The 15,880-nt window shown below is 55.5% G+C and carries 20 protein-coding genes; 5 read left to right on the top strand and 15 right to left on the bottom strand.

All coding sequences use genetic code 11. The annotated features are described in order from the left end of the window. Positions 1-41 precede the first annotated feature (41 nt). Entirely contained in the window at positions 42-920 is an 879-nt protein-coding gene (locus AACU55_RS25580) for a U32 family peptidase (RefSeq protein WP_037034224.1), read from the bottom strand. 14 nt (positions 921-934) lie between these two features. After that, the gene (gene ubiU / locus AACU55_RS25575) at positions 935-1,930 is read right to left on the bottom strand and encodes a ubiquinone anaerobic biosynthesis protein UbiU (RefSeq protein WP_013573832.1); all 996 of its coding nucleotides are present in this window, start codon (positions 1,928-1,930) and stop codon (positions 935-937) included. A gap of 314 nt (positions 1,931-2,244) precedes the next feature. Here ubiU and ubiT point away from each other — a divergent pair, with 314 nt between their 5' ends. Further along, positions 2,245-2,766, top strand: a complete 522-nt coding sequence (ubiT, locus tag AACU55_RS25570; RefSeq protein WP_013573833.1) for a ubiquinone anaerobic biosynthesis accessory factor UbiT — start codon at positions 2,245-2,247, stop codon at positions 2,764-2,766. After that, a complete protein-coding gene (locus AACU55_RS25565; RefSeq protein ID WP_134706405.1) occupies positions 2,760-3,263 on the top strand; it encodes a GNAT family N-acetyltransferase in 504 nt (167 codons plus the stop codon). The genes ubiT and AACU55_RS25565 overlap by 7 nt, the downstream gene beginning before the upstream one ends. A 39-nt stretch (positions 3,264-3,302) precedes the next feature. Here the strand turns inward: AACU55_RS25565 and AACU55_RS25560 are convergent, their stop codons facing one another. Continuing rightward, entirely contained in the window at positions 3,303-3,605 is a 303-nt protein-coding gene (locus AACU55_RS25560; RefSeq protein WP_013573835.1) for a GIY-YIG nuclease family protein, read from the bottom strand. A 115-nt stretch (positions 3,606-3,720) separates the two neighbouring features. Between AACU55_RS25560 and AACU55_RS25555 the strand changes: the two genes are divergently transcribed. Together AACU55_RS25555 and AACU55_RS25550 are read left to right on the top strand one after the other, a co-directional pair. Then, a complete protein-coding gene (locus AACU55_RS25555; RefSeq protein WP_013573836.1) occupies positions 3,721-4,155 on the top strand; it encodes a YhbP family protein in 435 nt (144 codons plus the stop codon). A 105-nt stretch (positions 4,156-4,260) separates the two neighbouring features. Further along, a complete protein-coding gene (locus AACU55_RS25550) occupies positions 4,261-4,902 on the top strand; it encodes a hypothetical protein (RefSeq protein WP_013573837.1) in 642 nt (213 codons plus the stop codon). A 98-nt stretch (positions 4,903-5,000) separates the two neighbouring features. On the opposite strand, the gene AACU55_RS25545 is transcribed toward AACU55_RS25550, so the two are convergent. The 10 genes from AACU55_RS25545 to phnF form a co-directional block, all read right to left on the bottom strand. Next, on the bottom strand, positions 5,001-5,639 hold the full coding sequence (locus AACU55_RS25545) for an acetyltransferase (protein ID WP_013573838.1): 639 nt from the start codon (positions 5,637-5,639) through the stop codon (positions 5,001-5,003). 8 nt (positions 5,640-5,647) lie between these two features. After that, a complete protein-coding gene (gene phnN, locus AACU55_RS25540) occupies positions 5,648-6,223 on the bottom strand; it encodes a ribose 1,5-bisphosphokinase (RefSeq protein WP_134706403.1) in 576 nt (191 codons plus the stop codon). Between the two features lie 75 nt (positions 6,224-6,298). After that, positions 6,299-7,435 carry an alpha-D-ribose 1-methylphosphonate 5-triphosphate diphosphatase gene (gene phnM, locus AACU55_RS25535; protein ID WP_013573840.1) on the bottom strand — a complete coding sequence of 379 codons (1,137 nt, stop codon included), beginning with the start codon at positions 7,433-7,435 and terminating at the stop codon, positions 6,299-6,301. Then, complete coding sequence (gene phnL / locus AACU55_RS25530; protein WP_112197547.1) at positions 7,432-8,139, bottom strand: phosphonate C-P lyase system protein PhnL; 708 nt, start codon at positions 8,137-8,139, stop codon at positions 7,432-7,434. Before phnL ends, phnM begins: the two co-directional genes overlap by 4 nt. Before the next feature lie 28 nt (positions 8,140-8,167). Then, positions 8,168-8,959 (bottom strand): phosphonate C-P lyase system protein PhnK, encoded by a 792-nt coding sequence (gene phnK / locus AACU55_RS25525; RefSeq protein ID WP_013573842.1) that lies wholly within the window; start codon positions 8,957-8,959, stop codon positions 8,168-8,170. Next, positions 8,959-9,834, bottom strand: a complete 876-nt coding sequence (locus AACU55_RS25520; RefSeq protein ID WP_013573843.1) for an alpha-D-ribose 1-methylphosphonate 5-phosphate C-P-lyase PhnJ — start codon at positions 9,832-9,834, stop codon at positions 8,959-8,961. Before AACU55_RS25520 ends, phnK begins: the two co-directional genes overlap by 1 nt. Further along, the gene (locus tag AACU55_RS25515; protein ID WP_134706401.1) at positions 9,824-10,906 is read right to left on the bottom strand and encodes a carbon-phosphorus lyase complex subunit PhnI; all 1,083 of its coding nucleotides are present in this window, start codon (positions 10,904-10,906) and stop codon (positions 9,824-9,826) included. Before AACU55_RS25515 ends, AACU55_RS25520 begins: the two co-directional genes overlap by 11 nt. Next, the gene (gene phnH, locus AACU55_RS25510) at positions 10,906-11,487 is read right to left on the bottom strand and encodes a phosphonate C-P lyase system protein PhnH (RefSeq protein ID WP_037034216.1); all 582 of its coding nucleotides are present in this window, start codon (positions 11,485-11,487) and stop codon (positions 10,906-10,908) included. Before phnH ends, AACU55_RS25515 begins: the two co-directional genes overlap by 1 nt. A gap of 3 nt (positions 11,488-11,490) precedes the next feature. Beyond that, positions 11,491-11,934, bottom strand: coding sequence for a phosphonate C-P lyase system protein PhnG (gene phnG, locus AACU55_RS25505; RefSeq protein ID WP_037034214.1), 444 nt, complete (start codon positions 11,932-11,934; stop codon positions 11,491-11,493). Beyond that, entirely contained in the window at positions 11,935-12,660 is a 726-nt protein-coding gene (gene phnF / locus AACU55_RS25500) for a phosphonate metabolism transcriptional regulator PhnF (RefSeq protein WP_013573847.1), read from the bottom strand. A 267-nt stretch (positions 12,661-12,927) separates the two neighbouring features. Between phnF and AACU55_RS25495 the strand changes: the two genes are divergently transcribed. Continuing rightward, entirely contained in the window at positions 12,928-13,089 is a 162-nt protein-coding gene (locus AACU55_RS25495) for a type II toxin-antitoxin system CcdA family antitoxin (RefSeq protein ID WP_131638608.1), read from the top strand. A gap of 34 nt (positions 13,090-13,123) precedes the next feature. Here AACU55_RS25495 and nrdG read toward each other — a convergent pair whose 3' ends face one another. Together nrdG and nrdD are read right to left on the bottom strand one after the other, a co-directional pair. Further along, positions 13,124-13,588, bottom strand: coding sequence for an anaerobic ribonucleoside-triphosphate reductase-activating protein (gene nrdG / locus AACU55_RS25490; protein ID WP_134706399.1), 465 nt, complete (start codon positions 13,586-13,588; stop codon positions 13,124-13,126). Positions 13,589-13,592: 4 nt separating this feature from the next. Further along, a complete protein-coding gene (gene nrdD / locus AACU55_RS25485) occupies positions 13,593-15,731 on the bottom strand; it encodes an anaerobic ribonucleoside-triphosphate reductase (RefSeq protein WP_037034337.1) in 2,139 nt (712 codons plus the stop codon). Positions 15,732-15,880 lie beyond the last annotated feature (149 nt).

Raw genomic sequence — 15,880 nt, 5'->3', positions numbered from 1 at the left:
ACCGCAACGTCATATCCCCTTTTAATTTTGTCTGCGTGCGGTTACTGACGCAGTTCCAGTCCGGCGACGCGCTGCCAGTAGCCGTTACAGTCGGCTTTATCGGTGAGCGTCAGCGGATGCAGACCACGTTCGTTAGTACGAAACGCTTCGAGTGTGGCGAGCGTGCCGATGGTTTCCGGCGACAGACGCACAATATCCACCAGTCCCTGCATAGACGTCAGTTCATTGCCGAGGTTATAGCAATACCCGCTCTGCGTCTGAATGCCGTTGAGCACGAACACTTGCTGATTTTCCTGAGACAGCATTTTGCGGCCCTGCGGATAATTGATGCAGCAGGTTTCACATTCATCCTTCGCCCGGTTTTCTGAGCGTGCGGTAAAACAGCGCGCCGAATACGCCAGCGGCAGATGTCCGTAGGACAACACTTCCACTTCAAACTTATCGCGGATGCCCAGATCCTGACACTGGTTCAGCAGGTTCACCAGCCAGTCGCGGGAAAGCTCGACCGGCATACACCAGCGCACCATGCCCTGTTTTTGCAGGATTTTCAGCGTGACCGCGTTATAGCAGTTCAGCGCATGGCCGACGACAAACGGCAGGTTACGCTCAGCCGCCATATTCACCGCGCCGAAATCATTGGCTTCCAGCAAAAACTCGCCATTCTCCACATAACGTTTCAGTTCGTTAAGCTCGGACGGTGCCTGTAACAACGCCAGCGTGGAAATCACCACCTGTTTGCCGGTTGCTGCCAGCTGACGGGCGATCTCCAGCCAGTCGTTCACTTTCATTTCACGGCGTTTAGTACACACATTTTCGCCGAGGTAAATCACATCCGCACTGCTGGCCGCCGCGGCCTGATAAAAATCTTCAACCTGTGCTTTCGGCCAGTAATAAAGGATGGCGCCTAAAGAATATTTCATCATCGTCTCTTCAGTTACTGCCACTTGCGGTGATAGGCACCGAGCGTCGTTTGTGTGCCCTCAGACATGGAACCCAGCGTGTTCATCCAGGCTTCATCGGTTTTGAAGTTTTGCGGATCGGCCATACAGCGGTCGATGGCCGCACGCCATACGCGCGCGACCTGGCTGACGTACGCCGGGCTGCGCTGGCGTCCTTCAATTTTCACCGAGGCAATATTCGCGGCGAACAGTTCCGGTAATAATTCCAGCGTATTCAGGCTGGTCGGTTCTTCCAGCGCATGGTATTTCGCGCCATCCACCAGATAACGACCTTTGCACAGCGTCGGATAACCGGCGTTTTCGCCTTCTTCATAACGGTCGATCAGGACATCATTCAGCCGTGATTCCATGCCCTGTGCGGTCTGTTGCCAGCGCACGAATCGCGCCGGAGAACAGGCACCGACGGTATTTGGCGATTCACCGGTCAGATAAGACGAAAGATAGCAGCGGCCTTCGGCCATAATGCACAAACTGCCGAACGCGAACACTTCCAGCGGCACAACGGTAGTACGGGAAAGCTGACGCACCTGATGCATGGAAAGCACACGCGGCAATACCACACGGGCGACATCAAAGTTGCGTTTATAAAAACGAATGGCTTCGTCATTGGTGGCGGAAGCCTGCACCGACACATGGCGCTCAACGTGGGGATATTTATTCGCCGCGTAATCCAGCATCGCCAGATCTGCCAGAATCAGCGCATCAGCGCCGAGCTGTGCCGCCATATCCACCGCGCGTTCCCAGCGCTGATAGCCGTCAGGATGTGCAAACGTATTGATGGCGATATGCAGTTTACGGCGGTGGCGGTGAACATAACTGGCGGCTTCCTGCAGCTTTTTTTCTGTAAAATTCAGGCCGGCGAAATGGCGCGCATTGGTGTCATCTTTCAGACCGATATAAACCGCATCAGCGCCATTGTCGATTGCCGCTTTCAGCGCAGGTAAATTTCCTGCCGGGCAAAGTAGCTCCATTCTCGTTCCTTACTGCAACCGGTCAGCCAAAGCTGAAAAGTTGGGGTGATGAAAAGCCAGTTGCCGACGTCATTCATTCATCAGTCAGGGCTTTGATTGGTGAACTATTTTAGAGAAGGCAGGGATGCAATATTTTGATTTGAGGCAGTTTCTGCGGCGTTGAAGGGCTTCCCGCCGTCGGGGAGGTTGTACGTGGCGTTTTTCTGTTGCAGTATTTATTGATGTAGACCGCTGAACGTTCCCGGCAATGTGTCAAAATAGGCCGTATAACTGCCTTAAAACTTGCCGAAAAGTTACCGAAAGGAGTAGTGCCAGTGTTGCAAAAACTACGTGCACGTTTGGTCCGCCAGGGCCCATCCCTGTTGAGTGTGCCTTTGAAATTTACGCCGTTTGCGTTGCAGCGTCAGGTTGTGCAACAGGTGCTGAGCTGGCAGCTTCGTCAGGCGCTGGCTGATGGCGAACTGGATTTCCTCGAAGGTCGATGGCTGAAAATTGATGTCAGCGATCTGAATCTGAGCTGGCTGATGTCGGTGGACGAAGGCAAGCTGGTGATCGCTGAACACGGCGAGGCGGATGTCAGCTTCAGCGGAAGTGCCAACGACCTGATCCTGATCGCCGCACGCAAAGAAGACCCGGATACGCTTTTCTTCCAGCGACGTCTGCGCATTGAAGGTGACACCGAGCTCGGTCTGTATGTGAAAAATCTGATGGATTCTATCGATCTCGATACCATGCCGCTGTTGCTGAAAAACGGTCTGCTGCGTCTGGCCGATTTCGTTGAAGCGGGACTGCAGGAGGACCGCGGGTCAAAAACTCCGGTAGCTGAGCCATGTTAATCCGTACTGAAATTCCGGTCGATGCTGCGGGCATAGACCGTCTGCTGCGCGCCTCATTCCCGACCGGCGCAGAAGCTGATCTGGTGCAGGAATTGCGCGAAGATGGTCTCCTGACGCTTGGCGTGGTCGCGACCGACGATGAAGGTGGCGTGGTGGGTTATGTGGCGTTCTGTCCGGTGGATATCCAGGGCGAAGACCGCAACTGGGTCGCGCTGGTACCGCTGGTGGTAGAGCAATCTCTGCGGGGGCAGGGGCTGGGCGAAAAACTGGTATACGAAGGGTTAGATTCCCTGAATGAATTTGGTTACGCCGCCGTCGTGGTATTGGGTGATCCCGCCTATTACAACCGTTTCGGTTTTAAACCTGCTGCCGTTCACGGGCTGCATTGCCGTTGGATTGGTACCGAAGCGGCGTTCCAGTTGTTCACCTTATCAGACGATGCGTTGTCTGACGCCAGCGGGGAAGTGGTTTTCCCTTCAGCATTTAACCGTTTCTGATTTTACTCAGAGGCAGTAAAGGCCGGTTTCCGGCCTTTTTTATTTCCCGCTTTCCGCTAATCCCAGATAATTTTCCAGGCATTCCGGCGCGTTTCTCACCAGCAGCTCTTTCTGCGCCTTACTCAGTTTTTTGACTTTTATTTCCAGCTTTGATGCCAGCGAGCGGTCACCCGCAGGGCACTGGAATGCCAGCTGTAATTCCCCTTTTCCACGCAACGATTTCGCCCCTTTACCCGACTGATGCTGGCCGAGACGCCTCTGCACGTCTGTCGTGATGCCGGTATACAACATCCCGGTGGGGGTTCTCAGCATATATAAAAACCAGTTGGCGGCGGTGGGCATAAGCTCGGGTATGGGAAAGAAAAGGTTGTGTAAGTTTACCCGAAAGGCACAACAGAGTGAGGCAAAACATCGGCATACCGCGTTAAACTGCGAGAAATGAAAATAAGGATCGGCGATGAATAACCCTGATGACCTGAAACATATCCTGAAATTTCTGAAAAAGAACCATGTGCTGGCGCTGTGTGCCTCTGCTGACGGTGAAATGTGGAGCGCTAATTGTTTTTATGTCACCGACGGGGACAGCATGACGCTGTATTTCATGACGGAACTTAAAACCCTTCATGGTTCGCTGATGTCCCGATCGCCCCACATCGTGGGGACGATTGCGCCACATCCGAAAACCATCGCGCTGATTAAAGGCATTCAGTATCGCGGCAAAGCGACCGTTCTTGAGGGTGAGGAAGAAAGCCGTGCACGCAGTCTGTATTGCAAACATTTCCCCGTCGCCATCGCGATGAAAGCGCCGGTCTGGGCGCTGAAACTCAGTCATATAAAAATGACGGATAACGCGCTGGGATTTGGTAAGAAACTGCTGTGGGATCGGCAGTGAGTCTGACTGTCAGCAGTAACAGGAACTGTCTTATAGCGTGATATTCACATTCAGGTAACACTTCAATTCTCTGTATTTGTATGCCGTTATTTAAAAGGAAGTGATATGGCAAAAGCTCTTCTGCTGGGTGGAAGCGGGCTGATCGGGCGGGAGCTTTTACGCCTGCTACAACTGGATCCACGTGTCAGCCGTATTGTCGCGCCGAGCCGCCGTCCGCTACCACCGGGCAATAAACTGATTAATCCGCTGGGCGCGAATCTGACCTCGCTGGTTGTCGCACTCGATGAACCGATTGATTTGCTGTTCTGCTGTCTGGGGACCACGCGTAAACAAGCGGGCAGTGCACAGGCATTTCGGGCAGTCGATTACGATCTGGTGGTCGATTGCGCCAAAGCAGCGCGGGAGCTGGGCGCACGCCATTGTCTGGCCGTCAGCGCCCACGGTGCGGATGCGCATTCGCGTTTCCTCTATAACCGTACTAAAGGGGAAATGGAACTGACGCTGATGCAGCAGGGCTGGCCGTTGCTCACGCTGGTCAGGCCGTCTCTGCTGGTTGGCCAGCGTCATCCGCCGCGCCTGCTCGAACAACTGAGTGCGCCGTTATTCAAAATGTTGCCAGGAAAATGGAAAGCCGTTGAGTCTGATGTCGTGGCAAAAGCCTTGCAGGAACAGGCCTTTAACGCCGGTCTGGGCGGGATCACCGTGCTGGAGTCCGATCAGATTGCCGCCAGCATTGAAGAACTTTAATTGGTGTGATCCGCTGAAGCGGATCCTTGTGATAAGGTATCAGGCAAAAAACGCAAATTTTCTGCCTGCCCGACCTTAAGCCCGATCCCTGTCGATCTTCACAGATATTTTTCCGCAAACACCGCCAGATCTCTGAAGTCTGGCATCCTTTCTTTCAGCGTTTCATGATCCCAGTTCCACCACTGACTTTTCTCGATCCTGGCGATCATATTGTCGTCAAAACGCATGCCAATCTTCTTCGCTGCCACACCCGCGACGATGGAGTATGGCCCGACGTCTTTGGTCACCACCGCCGACGTGCCGATTACTGCACCATTGCCGACGGTCACACCAGGCATCAGCACCGCGTTATGGCCAATCCACACATCGTTACCGACCGTGACGTGATGCTCACGCCGCCAGTCAAAGAAATCCTGATCGTCTTCACCGAGTCCGTACGCCGAACTGCGGTAAGTAAAATGGTGCTGCGCCACACGCTGATAAGTCGGATGATTGCCGGGATTGATCCGCACATAGGTGGCGATTGACACAAATTTGCCGATCGTCGCGTAGAAGATCTGATTGTTTCCGGCAGTGTAGGAGTAATCACCGATCTGCGTTTCTTCGATGATCGCGTTATCTGCAATATGCACATACTGTCCGAGTTGCGATCCGTTCAGCTCGACCTGCTGACCGATTTTAGGCTGGGCGTAATTTTGTTCCTCAGCCAGTGAAAAGGGAGAAATAATGTCTGTCATAGGATCCTTCATCGCGAAGTTACGGAATAAACGGGCACACTGACCGGTAATGAAAGGACAGCCAGAAGATGCTGTAAAGTTTCCTGCAATGCGCCATCGTTGTTTAGCAGATGGCAGCCGGCGGGCAGCGCGCTGGCATATTCTCTGGCGCGCTGAAGACGACAGGCAATTTGCGCCGCGTCTTCGCGCCCGCGCTGCGAAAGGCGCGAGGCCAGCACATCGTCTGAGACCTGTAAACACACCGGCAGCAGGCGCTGACCATAACGCTGACGGGCTTTTTCCAGATGCGCGCGCGAGCCGTTCATGACCACATGACAGCCCAGTTGCATCCAGTGGTCTATCTCAATGCCCACGCCATACCGGCACTGATGCGCGTGCCATTCCAGCGCGAACAACCCCTGCTGGCGACGCTGAAGAAATTCGGCTTCGCTCAGCGCAATATGGTTTTCCGAACCGGCGTCTGCGGGGCGCGTAATATAACGATGTGCCACGGTGACGCTGGCCGGTAAATGCTGGCGCAGGGCGTCCAGCAGACTGTCCTTTCCCGAACCCGAAGCGCCCATCAGATAGAGTAAACGGCTCATTTTTTCTCCCTTGCTGAGTAAGAATTCGGCCTGCTCCCTCCCCTGTGAAGAGGGAGGAGCAAGACTTTTATTCCCTCAGAACACCTGAATGCCCTGACGCCAGACGTTTTGCACGTAGTGATGATCGCCATGCGCCCGTGCCAGCACCAGATCAGCGCGCTTGCCTTCTGCGATTTCACCACGATCCTGCAATCCGAGCGCATTGGCCGGATTACGTGTCACCAGCTTCACCGCCTGCGGCAGGCTGAAAGCGTTATTGTCGTCAGTTGCAATGCGGAAGACCGCATCGAGCAGGCTGGCGGGATAGTAATCGGAAGAGAGAATATCCAGCAGGCCGAGCGAGGCCAGATGGTGCGCCGCGACGTTGCCGGAATGCGACCCGCCGCGCACGATATTCGGTGCGCCCATCAGCACCTGCAAACCGTTGGCGTGCGATGCACGCGCGGCTTCTTCAGTGGTCGGGAATTCGGCGATTACGCTGCCGAGTGCCAGTGATTCTTCAACATGCGCGGCAGTCGCATCGTCATGGCTGGCCAGCGAAATATTGCGCTCGCGGCAGTGTGCGGCAATCGCTTCACGGTTTGGCTGCGCCCAGCGGCGCGAGAGGGCTATTTGCTCTTCCTGATAGTCGTCCATCTGCTCGTCGTTAAGGTTGTACTTGCCCTGATAATACTCACGATACTTCTGCGGTGTGGCGAACTGGCGCTGGCCGGGCGAATGGTCCATCAGCGAAACCAGTGACAGTATTGACGTATCCATCAGCTTCTCGAACAACGGCAATGTGGTTTCATGCGGCAGTTCGCAACGCAGATGCAGCCGGTGTTCGGCGCGGTTCAGTCCGGCATTCTGGCTGTTGATGATGGCGTCGATCATCTTTTGCAGATTATCCAGACGATGCCCGCCGTCGCGCACATCGCCGACAGCGACGGCGTCCAGTACCGTGGTAATGCCGCTGGCGACCATCAGCGCATCGTGGCTGCTCATGGCAGAATGCGCGGGCCAGTCCACTTTCGGTCGCGGCGTGAAAAACTTATCCAGATTGTCGGTGTGCAGTTCGATTAAACCCGGCAGCAACCAGCCTCCCTGCGCATCCAGCGCTTGCGGCAACTGACTGCTGCTGTCTGCGAAGGCGCTGATCACGCCATTTTTCATCTCAAGCGATCCTTCAACAACCTGATCGTCGAGTACCAGTCTGACGTTATTGATGATCATACGGACATCTCCGGCGCCGTTTCCGGGCTCATTTCATACAAACGATCGGCAACACGTTGGCGCACATCTTCATCGTGGAAAATCCCGACTACTGCTGCTCCGCGCGCTTTGGCCTGTTCAATCAGCGTGACCACGGCGGCGCGGTTGGTCGCATCCAGCGAGGCGGTCGGTTCATCGAGCAACAGCACCGGATAATCCACCACAAAGCCGCGGGCGATATTCACGCGCTGCTGTTCGCCGCCGGAAAACGTTGAGGGCGCAAGATGCCACAGGCGTTCCGGCACATTCAGATGGCGCAGCAACGCGCTGGCGCGGGCTTCGCTTTGCGCTTTATCCACACCCAGTTCCAGCAGCGGCTGCATCACCAGATTCAGTGCGCTGATACGTGGGATCACCCGCAGAAACTGGCTGACCCAGCCGACCGTATGGCGGCGAACGGCCAGGATCTCGCGCGCTTCGGCGCTGACCATATCAATCTGCTGACCCTGATGTTCGACCCAAATTTTGCCGCTGTCCGGCAAATAGTTGCCGTATAACGAGCGCAAAAGGGTAGATTTCCCGCTACCGGAATGGCCGTGCAGCACCACGCATTCCCCGGCATCGACCGTCAGGCAAGCGTGGCTGAACACCGGTAATCTGGCGCTGTTCTGGTTATGCAGAACGAAAGTTTTACTGAGATTTTCGACCCTGAGCTTCGTCGTCATTTTGGTCACTCTTTCTCTGGAATTAGATTCAGGACAGCACGGAAGAAACCAGCAGCTGCGTATATGGATGATGCGGATCGTCGAGCACGCGGTCGGTTAAACCACTTTCCACCACCTGACCTTGCTTCATTACCAGCAAACGGTGTGCAAGCAGGCGGGCAACGCCGAGGTCATGGGTGACAATCACCACCGCCAGCTGCATTTCCACCACCAGCGTGCGCAGCAGATCCAGCAGACGCGCCTGAACGGACACGTCCAGGCCACCGGTCGGTTCATCCATAAACACCAGACGCGGATGCGTCACCAGATTGCGGGCGATTTGCAGACGTTGCTGCATCCCACCCGAAAACGTGGTCGGCAGGTCATCAATACGTGAAACGGGGATTTCGACATCTTCCAGCCACTGACCGGCTTTCTTGCGGATATCGCCGTAATGACGTTCACCGACCGCCATCAGACGCTCGCCGATATTGCCACCGGCAGAAACCTGGCGGCGCAAGCCGTCCATCGGATGCTGATGCACCACGCCCCAGTCAGTGCGCAGCAGACGGCGGCGGTCACTTTCTGGCATGTCATACAGCGACTGCGCAGTGGTCTGGCCGTTGTTGTAGATGACCTGTCCTTCCTGCGGCGCAAGACGGGCGGAAATCGACTGCAACAGCGTGGTTTTGCCGGAACCGGATTCGCCGACAATACCCAGCACTTCACCGGGATACAGATTGAATGACACATCGCAAAAGCCTTTACCCGGCGCATAAAGATGGGTCAGGTTATTCACCGACAGCAGCGGTTCGGCGGCGAGATTTAACGGAGTGTTCATCAGCGGTTACCCTCGTTTGAAGCCTGTTGCTCAACCTGCTGAGCACAAAAGTCAGTGTCGGAGCACACGAACATGCGGTTGCCCTGATCGTCGAGCACCACTTCATCGAGATAGCTGTGGTGCGAACCGCAGATCGCACAAGGTTCATCCCATTGCTGAACGGTGAACGGATGATCGTCGAAATCCAGGCTTTCGACTTTGGTGAACGGCGGCAGGGCGTAAATGCGTTTTTCGCGTCCGGCACCGAACAGCTGCAATGCGGGCATCATGTTCATTTTCGGGTTATCAAATTTCGGGATCGGCGACGGATCCATCACGTAGCGGTCATTCACTTTCACCGGATAGGCGTAAGTGGTGGCGATATGGCCGAAGCGGGCGATGTCTTCATACAGTTTCACCTGCATCACGCCGTATTCTTCCAGCGCGTGCATTTTGCGGGTTTCGGTTTCACGCGGTTCGATAAAGCGCAGAGGCTCAGGGATCGGCACCTGGAAAATCAGGATCTGATCTTCCTGCAACGGCGTTTCCGGAATGCGGTGACGGGTCTGGATCAGGCTGGCTTCCACGGTTTTCCCGGTCGTTTTCACTCCCGCGACGCTCTGGAAAAATTTGCGGATCGACACGGCATTGGTGGTGTCATCCGCGCCCTGGTCGATCACCTTCAGCACATCTTTTTCGCCGATCACGCTGGCCGTGAGCTGGATCCCGCCGGTGCCCCAGCCGTAAGGCATCGGCATCTCGCGACCGGCGAACGGCACTTGATAACCGGGGATCGCCACGGCTTTGAGGATCCCACGTCGGATCATGCGTTTGGTCTGTTCGTCGAGATAACCGTGGTTGTAGCCGGTGATCGTTTGGGCTGCATTATTGTTCATTGGCGGAGTCCTGTTCTTTCGCGGCGCGCAGGCGTTTTAACAACTCCAGTTCGGCCTGGAAATCGACGTAGTGCGGCAATTTAAGATGCGAGACAAAACCGGCAGCTTCGACGTTATCGGCGTGGGACAAAACGAATTCTTCATCCTGCGCCGGGCTGCTGATCTGCTCGTTGTATTCACGGGTTTGCAGTGCGCGATCCACCAGAGACATCGACATCGCTTTGCGTTCGGCGCGACCAAACACCAGCCCGTAGCCACGGGTAAAGTGCGGCGGTTTGTCTTCCGGCGCGACAAAGCCGTTCACCATTTCGCATTCAGTCAGCAGGATTTCGCCGATATCAATCGCAAAACCCAGCTCTTCCGGCACGATTTCGACGGTGAGCCAGCCGGTACGGATTTCACCGGCGAACGGGTGATTGCGTCCGTAACCGCGCTGGGTGGAATAACTCAGCGACAGCAGGAAACCTTCATCACCGCGCACCAGTTGTTGCAGGCGCGCTGCACGGGAGGCCGGAAACACCGGCGGCGTACGGGTGATATCTTCCGGTTCGGTGCCGTCATCTTCTTCACGAACTGCCAGTTGCTGATTCGTCAGCAAATCAAACACATGGCCGCACTCTTCCTGCTGGGGTTCATCGGCTATGGGTGTGAACGGCGCTTCACCTTCGGCCAGTAGCGCGAAATCCAGCAGACGGTGGGTGTAATCGTAAGTCGGGCCGAGCACCTGTCCGCCGGGCAAGTCTTTATAAATGGCGGAAATCCGGCGTTCGAGGCGCATCGATTTTGTGTTCAGCGGCTCGCTGGTGGCCAGACGCGGCAAGGTGGTGCGGTAAGCGCGCAGCAGGAAAATGGCTTCAACCAGATCACCGCCGGACTGCTTAATCGCCAGCGCGGCCAGTTCACGGTCGTAAATCCCGCCTTCGCTCATCACACGGTCAACGGCTAAGCCCAGTTGTTGTTCGATCTGGTCACAACCGAGTTCATTTACCCCGGTATTGCCACGGCGCTCGTGCGCCAGCAACTGGTGAGCGGCGGCAATCGCCTTCTCACCCCCTTTAACGGCGACGTACATCAGCACACCTCCACGCGCGTGGTGCGCGGTATGGCAATCAGTTCTTCGCCGCAGGTGAACATAAAGTCCAGTCCCAGCGGGAAACGGTGAGGGCGGTTGAGCAGATAGTCGCGTACGCAATCAGGCAACAGCGGAGAAAGGGTCCGGCTGTTTTCAATACCCGGCCCGCGCAGACGCAGCGGGGTGCCGCCGGTCAGGCTGTCCAGCTGAACAATCACGCTGGTGGCCAGCTCCGGCGACATCTCATCACCGCAGGGGAAAGCCAGCAGGGTGGCGCTGTCGAGCGCCGGATCGGCCAGCGCAAAACTGACAGAGGACGGGTCATCGGTGAGCACTGCGCCGGTATGAAAGCGCAGGTTTTTACGCAGGATTTCATCGTTGAGCGAGGCGCTCAGCCACAGCGGCGTGTCGTTATCGATAAGTGTCAGCAGCACGCAGGCGCTGGCGGAACCTAAAGCGCCGAAACCAGGCATGGCGGGGAGTTGCACGCTGACGCCAGGCTCGCTTAACGCTTTGAGGATACGGCGAAAACTGTACTGCGCATCGGCAACCGGATGTTGAAAACTGGCAACAAGTGACATGAGTTATTCTCCGCGAACCAGAGTAAAGAAATCGACGCGGCTGGAAGCCACCTCGCGGGCGCGTTGCTGGCGGCGTTCCTGTTGCAGCGCGGCCAGAGGCGCTATCACGCGTTTATGCAGCAGTTCATCCATGCCCTGTATTTGCAGCAGGCCGTCAATAACCGCGCACAGTTCGGCGTGCGGTTTATTGCGACCGCTGACGTAGCTGTAGCCGTAGACGCCACCGTCTAACTGAATGACGGCGCGGGTGACAGTCATATCGCCCATCACAAAACGTTTACCGGTTCCGCCCATGCGCCCCTGAAGCTGGGTCAGACCGGTTTCAGCGGCGCGGATGCGCTCAAATTGCGGGGACAAATTCAGCGGCTGCCAGTGGGCGAGCAGCTCATCGGGACGGCTGTGAGCCAGCACCGACATCCAGCGCTGGCGGGTTTGCAGGTGATCCATTCAGTGCTCCATGGTCAGTTCGATCATGTCGGCGCGCGTCAGGCTGACGGAGTATTCCGCCACCGTATCGCTGCCTTCACAAATGTTCAGGGTGCGGACACACAGCAGCGGTGCCTGCGGGACGATTTCGAGTAATTTGCTCTCTTTTGCCAGCGCGCGGCGGGCATTGATGCGGGTGGTGCGGCGGCTGAGCTTTTGCTTAATTTCTTCACGGATAAAATCGTGCAGCGAGCCGTTATGGAAATTTTGCAATGCAGGCCACCAGTCGAGATCGGGCAAATAGTGGTCAATCACACAGACCGGCACGCCGTTAACGCGGCGCAGCGTACGCAGGTGAATAATTGTGTCGCCTTCCTGCCGTGACAGCGCCGCCGCGACGTGATCGGTCGCCGGACGCAGCACCGCCAGCAGACGTTCGCTGGTCGGATGGCTGCCCTGATCCAGCAGGTTCTGGCTGAACCGTGCCTGCGAATGCAGCGGATAATCGTAAGGACGCATCAGCACCAGCGTGCCAATGCCCTGACGGCGTTGCAGCCAGCCGCGATCCACCAGTTCATCCACCGCACGGCGCAGCGTATGGCGATTTACCTGAAAACGTTCGGCAAGTTGTTGTTCCGGCGGCAGATAATCGCCGCAGCGGTAACCGTTACGCAGTTCCTGTTCCAGTTCGGCAGCGATTTGCTGATACACCCTGGCGTGACTGGTCGGATGTCTAGATAAGTTCATCACAATGAATACCTCGCGCGGTAGAAACGGGCAGTAGCAGGGGAAATTTGAAAGCGGTATGAAAGGGTCATGATGCAAACCTCAGTGTGGCGTTGGCATCATCTTGGGCGCGCTAAGTGACAATTGGGTGAAGGTCTGGTTGCAGGAAAGTGAAGAGTTGGAAGACGTCCCGCAGGAATGAAAGCGGGTGATTTACGGGATGAACAGTACAAATTACACTCTGGTTGTCGGATGTATTTTTAAACATTAATTACAAAAGGACTTTGTATGTCAGAAGCACTCAATCGTGAATTCAATGATTTACCTGTTACGTTAATACCCGAAACACCTGCGCAGAAATGGAGGCGTGAAAATCAAAAAGGAATTGAGGTGATAAATAAATACGTCGAAGAACATGGTTCGTTTTCTGATTATCAGCGTGTATTTTAGAAAAGTGAGGGGAGTGATTTCCCCTCTGAAAGCATTAACGCAAATAATGAATCACCTGATTGCCGCTGCCGCGCCAGATAAGTGACGGGTCTTTCAGTTCCTGCACGAACTTCCCGTCGACCAGCACGTTGATTAACGCGGTGACTTCCTGCTGTTCAGCGCTCAGTTCCCCGAGCGTATAACCTGTCCACATCCACACATCTTTGCCAGGGCATTCCGTCTGTACGCGCACTAACAACTGGCGCACCGCCGACAGATTTTGCGGATGCAGCGGATCGCCGCCGGAGAGCGTCAAACCCTGACGCGGGATCACCGTGTTTTGCAGATCGGCGATGATGCGGTCTTCATCTTCCTGCGTAAACGGTTTGCCGGAATCCAGCCGCCAGGTGCTTTTGTTATAGCACCCGCGGCATTCGTGGACGCAGCCGGAAACGAACAGCACGCAGCGTGTTCCCGGCCCGTTCACCACGTCGATTGGATAATATTGATGGAATCTCAAAACATTAACCCAGCTGACCGTTACCCAGATGTTTTATCCGGCGCTTCACTTCTTCCTGCTTACCGGCGTTAAACGGACGCGCATCCGGGCTGCCGAGATAACCGCACACGCGGCGGGTGACCGACACGCGGGAAGGCTCGTGATTGCCGCATTTCGGGCAGGTGAAGCCTTTGCTGGTGCATTCGAATTCACCGGTATAGCCGCAGTCGTAGCATTCATCAATTGGCGTATTGGTACCGTAATACGGCACGCGGGTGTAACTGTAATCCCACACGTCTTCCAGCGCTTTCAGGTTGTGCTGCAGGTTCGGGTATTCGCCGTAGCAGATGAACCCGCCGTTGCTCAGTGGCGGATACGGTGCTTCGAAATCGAGTTTTTCATACGGATTGACTTTCTTCTCGACGTCAAGATGGAAGCTGTTGGTGTAATAACCTTTATCGGTGACACCGGCCACCAGGCCGAATTCGGCTTTATCCAGACGACAGAAACGGTCGCACAGGTTTTCGCTCGGCGTGCTGTACAGGCTGAAGCCGTAGCCGGTTTCATCTTTCCAGCTGTCGGTGGCGGCTTTCAGGCGGGCGACAATCGCCACGGCTTTTTCGCGTAACTGACTGGCATCGAACACGTGGGTCTGATCGCCGAACAGCGCGTTAATGGTTTCATGCACGCCGATGTAGCCGAGCGAAATCGAGGCACGACCATTTTTGAATATGCCGGAAATATCGTCGTCGGCTTTCAGACGCACACCGCAGGCGCCTTCCATGTACAGGATCGGCGCAACGCGAGCCTTGATGCCTTCGAGACGCGCAATGCGGGTCATCAGCGCTTTTTTCGCCAGCAATAAACGCTCGTCGAGCAGTGTCCAGAACGCCGCTTCATCGCGTTTGGCTTCCAGCGCGATACGCGGCAGGTTCAGGCTGATCACGCCGATATTGTTGCGGCCTTCGTGGATCATTTCGCCGTTCTCTTCGTAAACGCCCAGGAAACTGCGGCAGCCCATCGGGGTTTTGAACGAACCGGTGACTTTCACCACCTGATCGTAATTAAGAATGTCCGGATACATGCGCTTGCTGGCGCATTCGAGAGCCAGTTGCTTGATGTCGTAATTGGCATCGCCGGCTTTATGGTTCAGGCCGTCGCGGATGGCAAACACCAGTTTCGGGAACACGGCGGTTTTGCGGTTTTTACCCAGCCCGGCAATGCGGTTACGCAAAATAGACTGCTGGATCAGGCGTGATTCCCACGACGTGCCGAGACCGAAACCGAAGGTAACAAACGGCGTCTGGCCGTTGGCGGTGTGCAGCGTATTGACTTCATATTCCAGCGACTGGAATGCGTCATAACACTCTTTCTCGGTACGGTTACGGGCGAACGCTTCGGCATCGGCAATCTGCCATTCTTCAGCGGTCTGACGATGTTTGTTGAAGCTGGCGGTAACAAACGGCGCCAGCACTTCGTCGATGCGGTTAATGGTGGTGCCGCCGTAAATGTGGCTGGCGACCTGCGCGATAATCTGTGCGGTGACGGCGGTTGCCGTTGAAATCGACTTTGGCGTGTCAATTTCAGCATTGCCCATTTTGAAACCGTGATTCAGCATGCCTTTCAGGTCGATCAACATGCAGTTAAACATCGGGAAGAACGGCGAATAATCCAGATCGTGATAATGAATTTCGCCGCGTTCATGCGCCAGCACCACGTCACGGGGTAAAATATGCTGTTTGGCGTAATGCTTGGCCACAATCCCGGCGAGTAAATCGCGCTGGGTCGGGATAACTTTGCTGTCTTTGTTGGCGTTTTCGTTGAGCAGCGCCATATTGCTTTGCTCAACCAGACCACGGATTTCCTGATTCAGGCGTCCGCGCATTTCACGTTTCACGTCGCGGTCATGGCGGTATTCAATATAGGCACGCGCCAGTTTCTTGTGCGGCCCCGCCATCAGCTGGTTTTCAACCGCATCCTGAATTTCATGGATATCGACGCGCGCCTGATCTTGCAGATTCTCTGCCACAATACGGGCAACCTGCGCGCAATAACCAATGCTGTCGATACCGGCGGCTTCGGCTGCGCGTTGCACCGCTTGTTTGATCAGAACTTCATCGAAAGGGACCTGACAACCATCCCGCTTAATCACGATGGGCTGCATTTTGGTGGATTTTGCGGGTACGGTTTCCTGTCTGTCTGCCTTCACAATGATACTCCTTTTGGACGGATCCCGCGCCCCACAAGGCTTACAGGCCGGTTGTGTGGCATTTGCGGAAAACCGCTATATATTGGGTTGGGTGTGTACTATAC

It is taken from the genome of Rahnella sp. CJA17(1/100), from assembly GCF_963881615.1.
In the GTDB taxonomy this organism is placed as follows: domain Bacteria; phylum Pseudomonadota; class Gammaproteobacteria; order Enterobacterales; family Enterobacteriaceae; genus Rahnella; species Rahnella aceris.
The sequence above is the reverse complement of the archived record's forward strand: the minus strand, read 5'-3'. Positions and strand labels throughout refer to the sequence as shown.